Below are 14,686 nucleotides of genomic sequence, written 5' to 3' on the forward strand. Positions count from 1 at the left end.
TTACGCAAGGACTGCAGCGGTCGGGGTGCGTAGTTTCCCTGGATGGTCCTCAATCTCTGCGTCGGCACGATCGTCATCAGCCTGACGGTCCTGATCCACACTTTCGGCCTTATCGCGATCACACGCATGATGGCGCGTCTTGTGGCGCTCTTGCGCATGCACGGTCGGCGTAGCCGGATCATCGCCATGATCAGCGTGGTGATGGGACTTTTCGCGGTCATGACGGCGGAAGTCTGGCTTTGGGCCGGTCTGTACCGATTGCTCGGAATCCTGAGCGATTTCGAGACGGCGCTCTACTTTTCGACGATCACCTTTTCGACGGTTGGCTACGGAGATGTGGTGCCTGCCCACGGGTGGCGCATCCTGGCGGCGCTGGAAGGCATCAACGGCTTTCTGCTGATCGGCTGGTCGACTGCCTATCTGATCGCGGCCGGCACCCGTGTCGGTCCCTTCAAGGTCGGCGAGCACTTCTGATGCGCAGTTCCGGCCTCAAACCGCTAACGAGTGCCTGCCGGTTCCATTGTTGAGATATTTGTCAAACTTGGCCGCCACCGTCCGCACGAACGGACGGCTTTCCTCCGGCACGACGAAGTTTTCGCCGTCGAGCCGAAGCAGCTGGCCGGCGCCGCCGACAGCCAACCGGCTCGCTTCGCAGAGCAATATTTGGCCGACCGCTCCAAAACGTTTGACAAGCTCTGCCGCCGAGAAGGTGAAGTTGCACATCAGACGCTCGATGATCCACCCTCGCGCCAGATCGTCCAGACTGAATTCGACGCCCCGGGCTATTGCCATGCGTCCGGAATTCACGACCTTTTCGTACTCGCCCGTCGCAACGATGTTTTGTGCGTGGCCCTGGCGATACCGGCTGATCGAGGAGGGACCGAGGCCGATCAGGGTTTCGCACTGGTCTTCGGTATAGCCCTGGAAATTGCGGCGGATCCTGCCCGCGCGCGCGGCGACCGCCAGCATGTCCTGCGGCTTGGCGAAATGGTCCAATCCCAATGCCTCATAGCCGGCATCGACAATCAGCCGCGCGGCAAGCTGCGACTGCGCCAGGCGCGCGGTGGAGTCGGGCAGCCAGGCTTCATCGATCATCGTCTGGTGCTTCTTGAACCACGGCACATGCGCGTAGCCGAACAGGGCCAACCTGTCCGGCGCCAGGGTCAGCGCCTGGGCGACCGTCGCCGCAACGCTCTCGCAGGTCTGGTGCGGCAGCCCGTAGAGCAGATCCAGATTGACGGAAAGAACGCCCCGCGCACGCACCGCATCGACAATGCCTTTGGTCAGCGCGAAACTCTGCTCGCGATTGATCGCCTTCTGCACCCTGGGATCGAAGTCCTGGACACCAAGGCTCGCTCGCGTCATGCCGATGGCCGCGAAGGCGTCGAGCCGCCCCTCGTCCATATCGTTTGGGTCGATCTCGACGCTGAGGCTGGCACCGTCGAGGAAATCGAACCGTTCCCGCAACGCTTTTCCAAGCGTGAGGATGTCGTCGGGCTTGAGCATTGTCGGGGAGCCGCCGCCGAAATGGACAGCTCGGATCCTGCCGTGGCCACTCACAAGGCGGCCGACCGTTTCGATCTCCCTGTGTAGCGAGCGCAGGAAGGTGGCGACGGGCGCATAGTGACGCGTCTGCTTGGTATGGCAGGCGCAGAACCAGCACAGACGGTCGCAATAGGGGATGTGCACATAGAGCGATATCTCGTCATCGCCCTCCAGCGCATTCATCCACGCGCGCACCGCGACCGCGTCAACACCGGGATGAAAGTGGGGTGCCGTGGGATAGCTCGTGTAACGCGGTACGTTGTCGCCGAGGCCCACTGCGTGAGTTGGCCTCGGGGAATGGACGGGAGCGGCGGGAGCGGTCATGACGGCCAAACTGCCCGAACGACGCCGGCAAAGCCTTGATTTCGATCAAGGCGGCCACTGCCGAGGCTATGCTCCAGCGGTCGCTGCAACCCTCCCCAAACAAAAGCTCTTCACGTTTGACTTGAATCAAGGCCCGGCGACGGAAAATCCCGAAATGGTGCCGCGAGCGGGAATTCCGCCGAACCTTTCGAGACGAAATCGGGGACTTGCGATGAAATATGGCACGGAGATGGTCCTTCTAAGCCTGTTTGCGTTTGGCGCCGTTGTAGCCGCCGGTTTCGGCGCGGATGAACCTTTCCGCCAGCATATGTGGGTTTTGTTCTTCGCCGTCGCTGGCTTCACCGCGATCCTGTTACGCAATTCGGACTTCAAGCCGGCGTTGCCGGTCGACCCGGAAGCTTACATGGATGGACCGGTCCGCTACGGCGCCATCGCGACGATGTTCTGGGGTGTGGTCGGCATGACGGTCGGCGTCATTATCGCGCTTCAGCTCGCTTTCCCCGATCTTAACATCCCACCCTGGTTCAATTTCGGCCGTCTGCGTCCGCTGCACACTTCCGGCGTCGTCTTTGCCTTTGGCGGCAACGCGCTGATTTGCACGTCGCTTTACGTCGTCCAACGCACCTGTCGGGCGCGGCTGTTCGGCGGCAATCTGGCCTGGTTCGTCTTCTGGGGATATCAGCTTTTCATCGTCATGGCTGCGACCGGATACCTGCTCGGCATCACCGAGAGCCGCGAATACGCCGAGCCGGAATGGTATGTCGACATCTGGCTGACGATTGTCTGGGTCGCGTATCTGATCCTTTTCCTTGGCACCATTTTGAAGCGCAAGGAACCGCACATCTACGTCGCCAACTGGTTCTACCTGTCCTTCATCGTCACCATCGCGATGCTGCACGTCGTCAACAATCTGTCGATGCCGGCTTCATTCCTGGGATCGAAGAGCTATTCGGCCTTCTCAGGTGTCCAGGATGCGCTCACCCAATGGTGGTATGGGCACAATGCGGTCGGCTTCTTCCTCACCGCGGGCTTCCTTGGCATGATGTATTACTTCGTGCCCAAGCAGGTGAACCGGCCGGTCTATTCCTACCGCCTGTCGATCATCCATTTCTGGGCACTGATCTTCCTCTACATCTGGGCGGGTCCGCACCACCTCCACTACACCGCCCTGCCCGATTGGGCTCAGACGCTGGGCATGGTGTTCTCGATCATGCTGTGGATGCCCTCCTGGGGCGGCATGATCAACGGCCTCATGACCCTCTCCGGGGCCTGGGACAAGATCCGCACGGATCCGATCGTGCGCATGATGGTTGCGGCCATCGCGTTCTACGGCATGTCGACCTTCGAAGGGCCGATGATGTCGATCAAGACCGTCAACTCGCTGTCCCACTATACGGACTGGACAATCGGCCATGTCCATTCGGGCGCGCTCGGCTGGGTCGGCCTGATCTCGTTCGGCGCCATCTACTACATGGTGCCGAAGCTATGGAACCGGCCGCGGCTCTACTCGACGCGGCTTGTCACCTGGCACTTTTGGCTGGCGACGCTGGGAATCGTCGTTTACGCGGCCGTCATGTGGGTGTCCGGCATCATGCAGGGCCTGATGTGGCGCGAGTACGACGAACAAGGGTTCCTCGTCTATTCCTTTGCCGAGACGGTCGCTGCCATGCACCCCTACTACGTCATGCGCGCCACCGGCGGCGCCATGTATCTCGCCGGCACTCTGATCATGGCCTGGAACATCACCATGACCATCCGCGGCTACCAGCGCGAGGAACAACCTCTGCCGGGTGCCGCGCCCGCCCTCCAGCCTGCCGAATGAGGAGCCAGACATGGGCCTGATGGACAGACATGCTCTGATCGAGAAGAACGCAACCCTGCTTCTCGTCGGATCCCTGCTGGTCGTGACAGTCGGCGGCATCGTCGAGATCGCGCCGCTCTTCTATCTCGACAACACGATCGAAAAGGTCGACGGCATGCGGCCTTATTCGCCGCTGGAACTGGCCGGTCGCAACATCTACGTGCGCGAGGGTTGCTATCTCTGCCATAGCCAGATGATCAGGCCGTTCCGGGACGAGGTGGAACGCTACGGCCACTACAGCCTGGCGGCGGAGTCGATGTACGATCACCCGTTCCAGTGGGGATCCAAGCGGACCGGACCCGATCTCGCTCGCGTCGGCGACCGCTACTCCAATAGCTGGCACGTCCAGCACCTTAGCGATCCGCGTTCCGTCGTGCCCGAGTCGGTCATGCCGAGCTACGCGTTCCTGAAGGACACCCCGATCGAGGTGAAGAACTTCTCGACGCATCTGGTCGCCAACAGGCGCGTCGGCGTGCCCTACTCCGACGACATGATCGCCAATGCCAATGCGGATCTGACGGCGCAGGCCGATCCCAATGCAGACACGTCAGGCCTTGAGAAGAGATACCCGAAGGCCAAGGTCGGCGATTTCGACGGCAACCCCCAGCAGGTCACCGAGATGGACGCCCTGGTGGCCTATCTCCAGATGCTCGGCACCTTGGTCGATTTCAAGAACTACGACGAAGCCGCCGGCTATCGCTGAGGAGAACCAACCGATGGACTACAATTTGATGCGGGAGTTCGCCGACAGCTGGGGCCTGCTCGCAATGGCCCTGTTCTTTGTCGGCTGCATTGCTTTTGCGTTTCGCCCGGGCGGCAAATCGCATGCCGATCACGCCGCACAGATTCCTCTCCAGGACGACTGATCATGAGCAGCGAGCATGTCGACGAAATCTCCGGCGTCACGACCACCGGCCATGAGTGGGACGGGATCAAGGAGCTCAACAATCCCCTGCCGCGCTGGTGGGTGATAACCTTCTACATCACCATCGCCTGGGCGGTCGCCTACACGATTGCCTATCCCGCTTGGCCGATGTTGAGTTCCGCCACCAAAGGCGTCCTGGGCTTTTCCAGCCGCAACGATGTCAAGAACGAGATGGCGGCCGCGGAAGCCACCAAGGCCAAATATGTGGCGGCAATACAATCCAAGACGGTTTCGGAGATCGCCGCAGATGACGCATTGCGCGAATTTGCCGTCGCGGCGGGCGGTGCCGCATTCAAGGTCAACTGCGTGCAGTGCCACGGCTCCGGCGCGCAAGGATCGACAGATTTTCCGAACCTCAACGACGACGATTGGCTCTGGGGTGGCAAGGCGGAGCAGATCCAGCAGACGATCACCCACGGAATCCGGTTCGCGCCTGATGCCGATACCCGCCAGTCGGAGATGCCTGCCTTTGCTGATGTGCTCAAGCCGGAGCAGATCGCTGAGGTCAGCGCCTTTGTCGCCAGTCTTTCGGGACCGCTGCGGGACAAGAGCCTGATCGAGCCCGGCGCCAAGGTTTTCGCGGACAATTGCGCGGCCTGCCATGGGGAGAACGCGAAGGGCAACAGGGACCTCGGGGCACCCGATCTGACGGATGCGATCTGGCTCCACGGTTCCGGCGAAGCCGCGATTGCTTCTCAGGTGCGCGCGCCGAGGAACGGCGTGATGCCGGCCTGGGTCGGCCGGCTCGGCGAGACGACGGTCAAGGAACTGGCTGTCTATGTCCATTCGCTTGGCGGCGGAGAATAGGAGCGGGGCCTATTCTCGGCCCTCAGCCGCTCAAGCGACGAGGCCCGGCCATGCCGGGCCTCGACTTGCTTCTGATGACTCAAATTTGACCTGCATCAACGCGCCGCGCGCGAGCGATTGCAACACTGCTGGAGACAGGCGGCGTCATTCGCCGCGATTGGAGATCGTCGTGCTGGATCAGGCGCAGGTGGAACGGCTCGATGCCGAAGCGGTCAACTCGGCAAAGACGCGACCGCCGCTTTACGCCGCGCGCAAGAAGATCTTTCCGAAGCGGGCCTCCGGCCGTTTCCGCCAGTTCAAATGGCTGGTGATGGCGATCACGCTCGGCATCTATTACCTGACGCCATGGCTGCGCTGGGATCGTGGCCCGTTTGCGCCCGATCAGGCCGTCCTCATCGATCTGGCCAATCGCCGGTTTTATTTCTTCTTCATCGAGATTTGGCCGCAGGAATTCTATTACGTCGCGGGCCTTCTCATGATGGCGGGGGTGGGTCTTTTCCTGATCACATCGACGGTCGGGCGAGCCTGGTGCGGCTATGCCTGCCCACAGACCGTCTGGGTGGACCTGTTCCTTGTCGTGGAACGCGCGGTTGAAGGCGATCGCAATGCCCGCATCAAGCTGGAAGCCGCACCCTGGAGCGCCCGCAAACTTGTCCTGCGCGCATCCAAGCACGCGATCTGGCTCATCATCGCGGTTGCCACCGGCGGCGCCTGGATCTTCTACTTCGCCGACGCGCCGAAGCTGCTCGGCGAAGTTGTCACCGGGACGGCGGCGCCCGTGGCCTATGTCACCATCGCCGTCCTGACCGGCACCACCTATGTCTTCGGCGGACTGATGCGCGAGCAGGTCTGCACCTACATGTGCCCATGGCCGCGAATTCAGGCCGCCATGCTTGACGAAAATTCGCTGACCGTCACCTACAATGACTGGCGCGGCGAACCGCGTTCGCGCCATGCAAAAAGGGCTCTCGCCGCCGGTTTGCCGGCCGGCGATTGCGTCGACTGCAACGCCTGCGTTGCCGTCTGCCCGATGGGAATCGACATCCGCGACGGGCAGCAGCTCGAATGCATCACCTGCGCGCTCTGCATCGATGCCTGCGACGGCGTCATGGACAAGCTCGGTCGCGAGCGCGGACTGATCTCCTATGCAACACTGGCGGACTACAATGCCAACATGACGGTGGCGACCGCGGGTGGCACAAGTCAAGTCAATCCATCGCTGGTAAGAACAACGAGCGGCGCTTTCGTCGACGGCCTGGCGCATTTCCATCTGGGCAAGATCTTCCGGTTGCGCACCTACATCTATCTCGTTGCATGGTCGGCGATCGGCCTGGTGCTCGTCTATTCGCTGCTGACGCGCGAACGGCTGGAGCTCAATGTCCTGCATGACCGCAATCCTCAGTTCGTGACGCTCTCGGACGGCTCGATCCGCAACGGCTACACGGTCAAGCTGCTCAACATGATACCCGCGCCGAGGACGATCGAGGTCATGCTGCAGGGTCTCGACGGCGGCGAGATGAGCATTGTCGGTGTCGACCAGGCCCCGAGCCGCTCATTTTCCGTGGCCGTCGAACCCGACCGGCTAAAGGTGCTCAAGGTCTTTGTTCGCCAACCGGCGGACCGGATCAGGGAGCCGGCGCAGAGCTTCGAATTTCGCATCGAGGACAAGGCGAGCTCGGAATCGGCCGAATACATCGCCAGTTTCAACGCACGGGAGAACGACAAATGAGCACCGGTATGCAGAAGTCGCGCGAGTTCACCGGCCGGCACATGTTGATCGTGATCGTGAGCTTCTTCGCGGTGGTGATCGGGGTCAACGTCACGATGGCCACGCTCGCCCGAAAAAGTTGGACCGGCCTCGTTGTCGAAAACACCTTTGTGGCGAGCCAAAAGTTCAACGAGGAGGCTCGGAAAGGACGAGCGCAGGCAGCACTAGGCTGGACAGGCAAGCTGACCATCGCCTCTGGAGAAATCCGCTACAGCCTTGTCGATGAACACGGCAAAGCGCTGCAGCTGCACGGCGTCAGAATATTGTTCCGGCACCCGGCTTACGAAGCGGAAGACGAAGCCCTGACGCTTGCCGCACCGGCGGGTGCCAGTCAGGGGAATGCACAAGAGTTTGCCGTGCATCACACGCCAAAGGACGGCGTCTGGATCGTCGAGATCGAGGCCGACGCGGGCCTTGCCACTCCATTTCGCGATGTCCGCCGCGTCATGATCGCGAACGGAGCCCTGCAATGAGCTGCTGCGCGCCGGGGGCCGAGATGGCTCTGGAGGTCGTGGACGCGGCATGCGCTGTGCCCTCCAGCGACGAAATAAAACTGGCCAGCCGCGCACTGGACGGCGGCTATCGCCAGACGGATCTGTCAGTTCCGTCCGTTCATTGCGCGGGCTGCATCCAGGCGATCGAGGCGGCCCTGGCGAAGCTCGAAAACATAGAGTCCGCTCGCGTCAATCTCTCAACCAGGAGGGTATCCGTTCGCTGGCGCGGGGAACTGGTTCCGCCGTTTTTCGCAGCGCTTTCAAGGCTTGGCTATCAGGCGCATCTGTTCGACCCGGAAATCCAGGAAAAGGACCGAACCCTATCGGAGCTCATCCGCGCCGTCGCCGTCGCCGGCTTCGCGGCAGGCAACATCATGCTGCTGTCGGTATCGGTCTGGTCCGGCGCCGAGGGCGCGACGCGGGATCTGTTTCATTGGCTGTCCGCGTTGATCGCCATCCCGGCCCTGGCCTTCGCCGGCGGCATCTACTTCCGCTCTGCCGCGAACGCGCTGCGCCATGGCCGCATGAACATGGACGTGCCGATCGCGGTGGGTGTGTCGCTCGCTTACGCGATGAGCCTCTACGAGACCGTCAATCACGGCGAGCACGCCTACTTCGACGCCTCGGTTTCGCTGCTCTTCTTCCTGCTGATCGGTCGCACGCTGGATCATGTGATGCGCGAGCGCGCGCGGACCGCCGTCGATGGTCTCGCAAGGCTCGCGTCGCGGGGTTCGCTTGTCCTGACGGATGACGGCATGCGCGAGTACGTGCACGTCGCCGAACTGATACCGGGAATGCGCCTGCTCATCGCGGCCGGAGAACGCATACCGGTCGACGGCAACATACTCAGCGGAAGCTCCGACCTGGATTGCTCGATCGTCTCCGGGGAGAGCGCGCCAAAGACCGTCGGCGCCGGCGCCCATGTGCAGGCCGGCACGCTCAACCTGACGGGTCCGCTGACGATGCGGGCGACCGCCGCCGCGAAGGATTCCTTCCTGGCGGAAATGGTTCGACTGATGGAGGCCGCCGAAGGTGGCCGCTCACGCTATCGACGCATCGCCGATCGCGTGTCGGCGCTCTACGCGCCCGTGGTCCACCTGGCGGCCTTCGCGACATTCCTTGGCTGGATGGCCGCGTCCGGCGACTGGCACCGCGCCATGACCATTGGCATCGCCGTGCTCATCATCACCTGCCCCTGCGCGCTCGGCCTTGCGGTGCCGATCGTCCAGGTCGTTGCGGCCCGACGTCTGTTCGAGGCCGGCGTCATGGTCAAGGACGGTTCGGCCATGGAGCGTCTCGCGACGATCGACACGGCTGTCTTCGACAAGACCGGGACGCTGACGCTCGGGCGGCCAAAGCTGGTAAATGCGTCATCGATCGATCCGATCATGCTTGCGATCGCGGCGGACATGGCGGTTCATTCCCGCCATCCGTTCTCGAGGGCAATCGCCAGTTATGCAGGGTATTCCGGCCGGCCCGTCGTCGAATCCGTCAGCGAGCATCCGGGCTTCGGCATTGAAGCCAAAACGGAGGGGAACACGTGGCGGCTCGGAAGGCGTGGATGGGCGGGCTGGAAGGCTCGCACCGGCGGCGAAGGCAAGCTCGGCGGCTATGGCGGCACGGTGCTCTCAAAGAATGGCAACATCGTTGCGTGTTTTGCTTTCGAGGACGCGCTGCGACGAGACGCCAGCGCAGCGATCCGGCAGTTGAAGGACGCCGGGGTGTCGGTCGATATGCTGTCCGGAGATACTGCGAAGGCCTGTGGCGAGGTTGCCAAATCGCTGGGAATCGACAGTTTCGCGCCGGCGCTGCTGCCCTCGGGAAAGGTCGAATGGATCGAGGCGCTGACCCGCGCCGGACACAAGGTGCTGATGGTGGGCGACGGCCTCAACGACACACCGGCGTTGCGGGCGGCGCATGTTTCGATGGCTCCGGCAACCGCGGCCGACATTGGCCGGCAGGCAGCGGATTTCGTCTTCCTGCGCGAAAGCCTGCTTGCGGTCCCTCTGGCGATGGATGTCTCGCGCAAGGCCGGCCGGCTCATTCGCCAGAACATCGCCATCGCGATCGTGTACAACGCTTTTGCCGTTCCGATAGCCGTTCTGGGCCACGTGACGCCGCTCATCGCGGCGATCGCAATGAGCGCCTCTTCACTGATCGTGATTGCAAATGCGATGCGGCTTCAGGCAACGGCGAAAGCGGCACCTGAAGCTGCGCCGGCCAGGCGCCGCACCGATGTCGTCGACGCGGCCCGTCCATGACCACGCTCGTCTATCTCATTCCCGTGGCCCTGTTCCTGGGCGCGCTCGGTTTGTCCGGCTTCCTGTGGGCTTTGCGCAGCGGCCAGTATGAGGACCTCGATGGAGCAGCAGAGCGGATACTGATCGAACCTGATCGCCGAGACGGCGAAGGCCGGCAATCAAACTGACGTGGATCAAGGCGGCGTCGCTCTCGATGTCCGAAAAGCGGCTGACGAAGCGGGAGATTTCGATGCAGGCTCGGGATATCATGACGACGCCGGTGGTCACAATCACTGCCTCTGCCTCGGTCGCCGAAGCGGCCGATCTGATGCTGACCAGGAACATCCGCTGCCTGCCGGTCGTGGGAGAAGATGGATCGCTGGTTGGCATCATCAGCGAAGGCGATTTCCTGCGCCGGGGCGAGCTTGGCACCAGACGTGCGCGGCCTCGCTGGCTGGAGGTTCTTCTCGGTCCAGGCAAGCTCGCCGACGAGTATGTCCGTTCGAGCGGCCGGCGGGTGGACGAGGTTATGACCGCCGGCCTCGTTTCGGCAGCGCCCGGCGCCTCGCTCGCCGAGATCGTCGAGCTCATGGCGACCCACGACATCAAGAACGTCCCTATCCTTGATGCGGGCGAGATCGTCGGCATCGTCAGCCGCTCCGATCTGATGCGTACTCTCCTTCGCACTCTGCCCAAATCAGGCGCTGCGACCGTCGACGACGAGGTCATCCGCAGGAACATTCTCGCCGAGTTGCGGGGGCAATCCTGGAGCGTCAGTGGCGACCTTATCGGCGTCACCGTCAAGAAAGGAGAGGTCGAGCTGAATGGCGCTATTTTCGACGAGCGCCAGCGAAAGGCGGCTGTCGTTGCCGCGGAGAACGTGGCCGGGGTCAAGACAGTCACCGACAAGCTCTTCTGCGCCGGACCGTTGTCGGTCTTGCTCCTCTCCTGACGAGGGTCGGCGTTTACGCCCGATGGGCGTCCCGACCGTGGGCTGCATCGCGAACGGCGCGCTCAGGGCTCCCAGCGTCAAGGTTCAATCAACGGACGGACTGCAATCGAGCGATCAAGTCGCTATTGCGGCAATAGGCCGGCGGATGATCGGCATGCGCGGTTTCGTCGAGCCAGGCGGCGCATTCGTCCTGGTGGCCGCAAGACCGGCACCGATCGACGGCACGACTGGTGACGGCTGCGTGATCCGCCACAACTTTCAGCTGCCTCTCGACGCCCATCTTCTGCATCATGCGTTCCATCAAGGCGGTTCTAGCGTCGGCCCCGAGCAGATATTCGAGAAAGCTCATGTGGTCACACTCCTCGGACCGCAAATCATTGCCATGTCAGCGGCGTGCGACATTGATCTCGATCAACGAGCGACCAGTAGGGGCGCTCAACATGACCAGGAGAGCGGCTGGCCGATCGCGACCGGCTCGCCATGGCTGCTGGCTGGTCTGTGCCATCTGCCGCTCCGGTCGCCATGATGGCAAAGTCAATTCGAAAACAGGCGGCTGATATCGCTCTCGCCAATCAGCGAGCGCGTGATACCGCCAAAGGCCCATTCCCTGAGCCGGCTATGACCATAGGCGCCGCAGACGATCAGATCGGCGTTGACAGAGCGAGCAAACGCCATCAGCCCCTCGCCATTCGCGGTACCGGCGATCACTTCGGTTCGCGCCATGACGCCATGCTGCTCCAGAAACACCGCGACGTCGGCGAGGCTGTCTCGAACATCCGTTCCCGGGGCGGCTTCCATTGTGGCGACTACAACCTTTTTGGCCTTGGCAAGGAGCGGCAAGGCATCGGACAAGGCTCGTCGTGCTTCCCGACTGTCCTTCCAGGCGACCAGCACGGTTTTCCCAAGCAGGTGTTCGGCATTGCCCGCCGCAACCAGCACCGGGCGACCGGCCCCGAGCACCAGGCCTCCTACATCGAGGGCTCGGAACACATCATCGCTGCCATTGGCGGTCACGATGAGATCGGCTGAGCGGGCTGCCAGCCCCAAAGCGCGAGTCGGACCGCAAATATGCTGTTTCCATTCGCTGCTGATGGAGTGCGGTACGAGCTTCTCAAAGCTATCGCGCAGCTCGGCAAGACGCTTCTCGATCTCCTGCCGTTTGACCTGCATGACCTCGCCTTCGTAGACCAGGCCTTCACCCGTGGCCACCAAGGGCGGAACGTCCGCGGCGGCGAAACCGACGAGGTGAGCGTCAAAGCGATGCGCCATTTCTGCCGCAAGCTTCACGATTGGCGCTGGATCCGCATCGACGGCCAAGTTGACGACAATCGTTTTGTAGGACATGCGGCACCTTCAGGAGATGATCATCGATTGATGAGTGCCATTCCGCGAGGTGCATGACCTTGATGCTAGTCAAACTCCGGTAGCTCCATGTTTGCGAATGCCTGTGCGAGTGCTAAACCATCGATCGCCAGTGTTCCTTCAGATGCAGAATGGATGTGACCCAGAAGAACCCAGCTTCCGCGGAAACCATCGCCGAAGCGGCCGCTTCGCCTGGCGGCGTGTCGCGAGGTGGTGATTTGCCGGAACGTGCGCTGCTTGCATCGATGTTCGAGCAGGCGCCGGGTTTTATGACGTTGCTCAGGGAGCCCGGGCACGTGTTCGAGCTGGCGAATGCCGCCTACGAGCGAATGGTCGGCCAGCGAAACATCCTTGGCAGATCGATGCGTGAAGCCTTTCCCGATCTCGAAGGCCAAGGCTTCTTCGAATTGCTGGACCGCGTCTATGAGACCGGCGAACCCTACGTGGGCCGAAGCGTCAAGGTCGTCTATCGGAACGTCGAAACGGGCGTTGCGGAAGAACGCATCCTCGACTTCGTCTATCAGCCAATCAGGGCGAAGGACGGCCGGATCACGGCGATATTCGTTCAAGGCACGGACGTCAGCGAGCTGTCCTTCGCCAATGCCGCGCTGCAGATGCGAGAGGATCACCTGCGTTCGATCCTGGCGACGGTGCCCGATGCCATGGTCGTCATCGACGAGAGCGCCAATATCCAATCCTTCAGCACCGCCGCGGAGACGTTGTTCGGTTACAAGGCCAGCGAGGTCATCGGTCAAAACGTCAAATTGCTGATGCCCTCACCGTACCGGGAAGAGCATGATGCATACATGCAGCGTTACCTGACGACCGGTGAGCGGCGCATCATCGGGATAGGGCGCACGGTAACCGGGATGCGCAAGGACGGATCGACCTTTCCGATGGAGCTCGCTGTCGGCGAAATGCATCCGGGAACAGGCCGCTTCTTCACCGGCTTCTGTCGCGACCTGACGGAACGCCACAAAACCGAAGCCAGGATGCAGGAGCAGCAGCAGGAATTGCTGCATATGGCACGTTTCACCGCGCTCGGCGAAATGGCCTCGACATTGGCGCATGAGATAAACCAGCCGCTGACGGCCATCACGAACTACCTGAAGGGCAGCCGGCGCCTGCTCGAGAAAAGCAGTGACGAGAACGCGGCTATGTTGCGGGAGGCTGTCGGAAAGGCCGCGGAACAGGCCTTGCGTGCCGGCGACGTCATTCGTCGTCTCAGGGACTTCGTTGCCAGGGGTGAAAGCGAGCGCCAGGTCGAACACTTGCCATCGCTTATCGAGGATGCCTCATCGCTCGCTCTGGTCGGCGCGAGGGAGGCCGACGTACGCGTCACATACGATCTCGACCCGGCGGCCGAGCTGGTTCTGAGCGATCGAATTCAGATCGAGCAGGTGCTGCTCAATCTCATGAGAAACGCCGTGGAGGCTATGCAGGGCATGCCGCGCCGGGAGTTGCGCGTCTCTACGACCTCTCGACATGACAGGATGGCAGAGGTCGGCGTGATCGACACCGGGCCTGGGCTGGCGCCGGAGGTCTCGGCCCAACTCTTCCAGCCCTTCATTACCACGAAGAAGCACGGAATGGGCGTGGGACTGTCTATTTGTCGCACTATCGTCGAGTCGCATGGTGGTCATATTTGGGCGGAGTCGATGCCCGATGGCGGAACGGCCTTCCGCTTCACTTTGCGCGCGGTAGAAAAGGAAGAGGTCGCTGGTGGCCAGTGATATCGTTCATGTCGTCGACGATGATGTCGACGTTCGCAAGTCGCTGGGTTTCCTGCTCGCGACAGCCGACTTTGCCGTGCGCCTCTACGAATCGGCAACTGCATTTCTGGCGACAGAGCCGAAGGAGCTCGAGGGTTGCATCGTTACCGACGTGCGCATGCCTGGCATCGACGGCATCGAGTTTCTGCGGCAACTGAAGACCCGTGGCCTTGGCGTGCCGGTGATCGTGATGACCGGGCACGCCGACGTCGCGCTGGCCGTCCAGGCGATGAAGGAGGGCGCCGCCGACTTCATCGAAAAGCCCTTCGACGACCAGGTGCTCATTGATGCGATTCGGTCCGCCTTGGACAATCGCAGCGAGCCCATTGCGACACATCCGCAATCAACCGATATCCGGAAGAACCTTGCCACTCTTTCGGAGCGCGAGCGCCAGGTGCTCGACGGGCTCGTCTCCGGCTTGCCGAACAAGACGATTGCCTATGATCTCGGGATCAGCCCGCGCACGGTTGAGATCCATCGTGCCAATGTCATGAGCAAGATGGGAGCGGGCAGCCTCTCGCATCTGGTACGAATGGCCTTGATCGCTGAGCCCAAACATTAAGAAAAGTGCGCCGCGGTTCCGTCCGGAACTGCCACCTAGAGCATGATGCCGAAAAGTGTGGAGCGGTTTTCGGA

Annotated in this window: 15 protein-coding genes; 12 read left to right on the forward strand and 3 right to left on the reverse strand. The window is 62.0% G+C overall.

What is annotated here, in order from left to right:
• The first annotated feature begins 42 nt into the window (after nucleotides 1–42).
• Nucleotides 43–474: an ion channel gene (locus tag FJW05_RS12240; protein ID WP_140632157.1), complete on the forward strand. Its 432-nt coding sequence runs from the start codon at nucleotides 43–45 to the stop codon at nucleotides 472–474.
• Nucleotides 475–489: 15 nt separating this feature from the next.
• Here FJW05_RS12240 and hemN read toward each other — a convergent pair whose 3' ends face one another.
• On the reverse strand, nucleotides 490–1,821 hold the full coding sequence (gene hemN, locus FJW05_RS12245) for an oxygen-independent coproporphyrinogen III oxidase (RefSeq protein WP_246673382.1): 1,332 nt from the start codon (nucleotides 1,819–1,821) through the stop codon (nucleotides 490–492).
• 259 nt (nucleotides 1,822–2,080) lie between these two features.
• On the opposite strand from hemN, the gene ccoN reads away from it, so the two are divergent.
• The 9 genes from ccoN (at nucleotide 2,081) to FJW05_RS12290 (ending at nucleotide 10,916) form a co-directional block, all read left to right on the forward strand.
• Complete coding sequence (ccoN, locus tag FJW05_RS12250) at nucleotides 2,081–3,691, forward strand: cytochrome-c oxidase, cbb3-type subunit I (protein ID WP_140632162.1); 1,611 nt, start codon at nucleotides 2,081–2,083, stop codon at nucleotides 3,689–3,691.
• Nucleotides 3,692–3,701: 10 nt separating this feature from the next.
• Nucleotides 3,702–4,433, forward strand: a complete 732-nt coding sequence (gene ccoO / locus FJW05_RS12255) for a cytochrome-c oxidase, cbb3-type subunit II (protein ID WP_140541800.1) — start codon at nucleotides 3,702–3,704, stop codon at nucleotides 4,431–4,433.
• Between the two features lie 13 nt (nucleotides 4,434–4,446).
• Nucleotides 4,447–4,596 carry a cbb3-type cytochrome c oxidase subunit 3 gene (locus FJW05_RS12260; RefSeq protein WP_140541799.1) on the forward strand — a complete coding sequence of 50 codons (150 nt, stop codon included), beginning with the start codon at nucleotides 4,447–4,449 and terminating at the stop codon, nucleotides 4,594–4,596.
• Between the two features lie 2 nt (nucleotides 4,597–4,598).
• Nucleotides 4,599–5,462 (forward strand): cytochrome-c oxidase, cbb3-type subunit III, encoded by an 864-nt coding sequence (ccoP, locus tag FJW05_RS12265; RefSeq protein WP_140632165.1) that lies wholly within the window; start codon nucleotides 4,599–4,601, stop codon nucleotides 5,460–5,462.
• Between the two features lie 169 nt (nucleotides 5,463–5,631).
• Entirely contained in the window at nucleotides 5,632–7,191 is a 1,560-nt protein-coding gene (ccoG, locus tag FJW05_RS12270) for a cytochrome c oxidase accessory protein CcoG (protein WP_181164924.1), read from the forward strand.
• A complete protein-coding gene (locus FJW05_RS12275) occupies nucleotides 7,188–7,703 on the forward strand; it encodes a FixH family protein (protein ID WP_140632167.1) in 516 nt (171 codons plus the stop codon). The genes ccoG and FJW05_RS12275 overlap by 4 nt, the downstream gene beginning before the upstream one ends.
• Complete coding sequence (locus FJW05_RS12280; protein ID WP_140632170.1) at nucleotides 7,700–9,985, forward strand: cation-translocating P-type ATPase; 2,286 nt, start codon at nucleotides 7,700–7,702, stop codon at nucleotides 9,983–9,985. The genes FJW05_RS12275 and FJW05_RS12280 overlap by 4 nt, the downstream gene beginning before the upstream one ends.
• The gene (gene ccoS, locus FJW05_RS12285) at nucleotides 9,982–10,152 is read left to right on the forward strand and encodes a cbb3-type cytochrome oxidase assembly protein CcoS (protein ID WP_140541795.1); all 171 of its coding nucleotides are present in this window, start codon (nucleotides 9,982–9,984) and stop codon (nucleotides 10,150–10,152) included. The genes FJW05_RS12280 and ccoS overlap by 4 nt, the downstream gene beginning before the upstream one ends.
• 26 nt (nucleotides 10,153–10,178) lie before the next feature.
• Nucleotides 10,179–10,916 carry a CBS domain-containing protein gene (locus tag FJW05_RS12290; protein WP_348639813.1) on the forward strand — a complete coding sequence of 246 codons (738 nt, stop codon included), beginning with the start codon at nucleotides 10,179–10,181 and terminating at the stop codon, nucleotides 10,914–10,916.
• 88 nt (nucleotides 10,917–11,004) lie between these two features.
• Here the strand turns inward: FJW05_RS12290 and FJW05_RS27735 are convergent, their stop codons facing one another.
• Together FJW05_RS27735 and FJW05_RS12300 are read right to left on the reverse strand one after the other, a co-directional pair.
• Complete coding sequence (locus FJW05_RS27735) at nucleotides 11,005–11,265, reverse strand: DUF6455 family protein (RefSeq protein ID WP_140632174.1); 261 nt, start codon at nucleotides 11,263–11,265, stop codon at nucleotides 11,005–11,007.
• 185 nt (nucleotides 11,266–11,450) lie between these two features.
• Nucleotides 11,451–12,260, reverse strand: a complete 810-nt coding sequence (locus FJW05_RS12300) for a universal stress protein (RefSeq protein ID WP_140632177.1) — start codon at nucleotides 12,258–12,260, stop codon at nucleotides 11,451–11,453.
• Nucleotides 12,261–12,523: 263 nt separating this feature from the next.
• Between FJW05_RS12300 and FJW05_RS12305 the strand changes: the two genes are divergently transcribed.
• Nucleotides 12,524–14,011, forward strand: a complete 1,488-nt coding sequence (locus FJW05_RS12305; RefSeq protein WP_281405776.1) for a PAS domain-containing sensor histidine kinase — start codon at nucleotides 12,524–12,526, stop codon at nucleotides 14,009–14,011.
• Nucleotides 13,998–14,612, forward strand: a complete 615-nt coding sequence (gene fixJ / locus FJW05_RS12310; protein WP_140632180.1) for a response regulator FixJ — start codon at nucleotides 13,998–14,000, stop codon at nucleotides 14,610–14,612. Before FJW05_RS12305 ends, fixJ begins: the two co-directional genes overlap by 14 nt.
• Nucleotides 14,613–14,686: the final 74 nt, after the last annotated feature.

It is taken from the genome of Mesorhizobium sp. B2-9-1 (assembly GCF_006439455.1).
Classification (GTDB): domain Bacteria; phylum Pseudomonadota; class Alphaproteobacteria; order Rhizobiales; family Rhizobiaceae; genus Mesorhizobium.

Bases quoted from the DNA above. Each gene is read 5' to 3' on its own strand.
- FJW05_RS12240 (WP_140632157.1), top strand. From the start codon at position 43: ATGGTCCTCAATCTCTGCGTCGGCACGATCGTCATCAGCCTGACGGTC.
- ccoN (WP_140632162.1), top strand. From the start codon at position 2,081: ATGAAATATGGCACGGAGATGGTCCTTCTAAGCCTGTTTGCGTTTGGC.
- ccoO (WP_140541800.1), top strand. From the start codon at position 3,702: ATGGGCCTGATGGACAGACATGCTCTGATCGAGAAGAACGCAACCCTG.
- FJW05_RS12260 (WP_140541799.1), top strand. From the start codon at position 4,447: ATGGACTACAATTTGATGCGGGAGTTCGCCGACAGCTGGGGCCTGCTC.
- ccoP (WP_140632165.1), top strand. From the start codon at position 4,599: ATGAGCAGCGAGCATGTCGACGAAATCTCCGGCGTCACGACCACCGGC.
- FJW05_RS12275 (WP_140632167.1), top strand. From the start codon at position 7,188: ATGAGCACCGGTATGCAGAAGTCGCGCGAGTTCACCGGCCGGCACATG.
- FJW05_RS12280 (WP_140632170.1), top strand. From the start codon at position 7,700: ATGAGCTGCTGCGCGCCGGGGGCCGAGATGGCTCTGGAGGTCGTGGAC.
- ccoS (WP_140541795.1), top strand. From the start codon at position 9,982: ATGACCACGCTCGTCTATCTCATTCCCGTGGCCCTGTTCCTGGGCGCG.
- FJW05_RS12290 (WP_348639813.1), top strand. From the start codon at position 10,179: ATGTCCGAAAAGCGGCTGACGAAGCGGGAGATTTCGATGCAGGCTCGG.
- FJW05_RS27735 (WP_140632174.1), bottom strand. From the start codon at position 11,265: ATGAGCTTTCTCGAATATCTGCTCGGGGCCGACGCTAGAACCGCCTTG.
- FJW05_RS12300 (WP_140632177.1), bottom strand. From the start codon at position 12,260: ATGTCCTACAAAACGATTGTCGTCAACTTGGCCGTCGATGCGGATCCA.
- FJW05_RS12305 (WP_281405776.1), top strand. From the start codon at position 12,524: ATGTTCGAGCAGGCGCCGGGTTTTATGACGTTGCTCAGGGAGCCCGGG.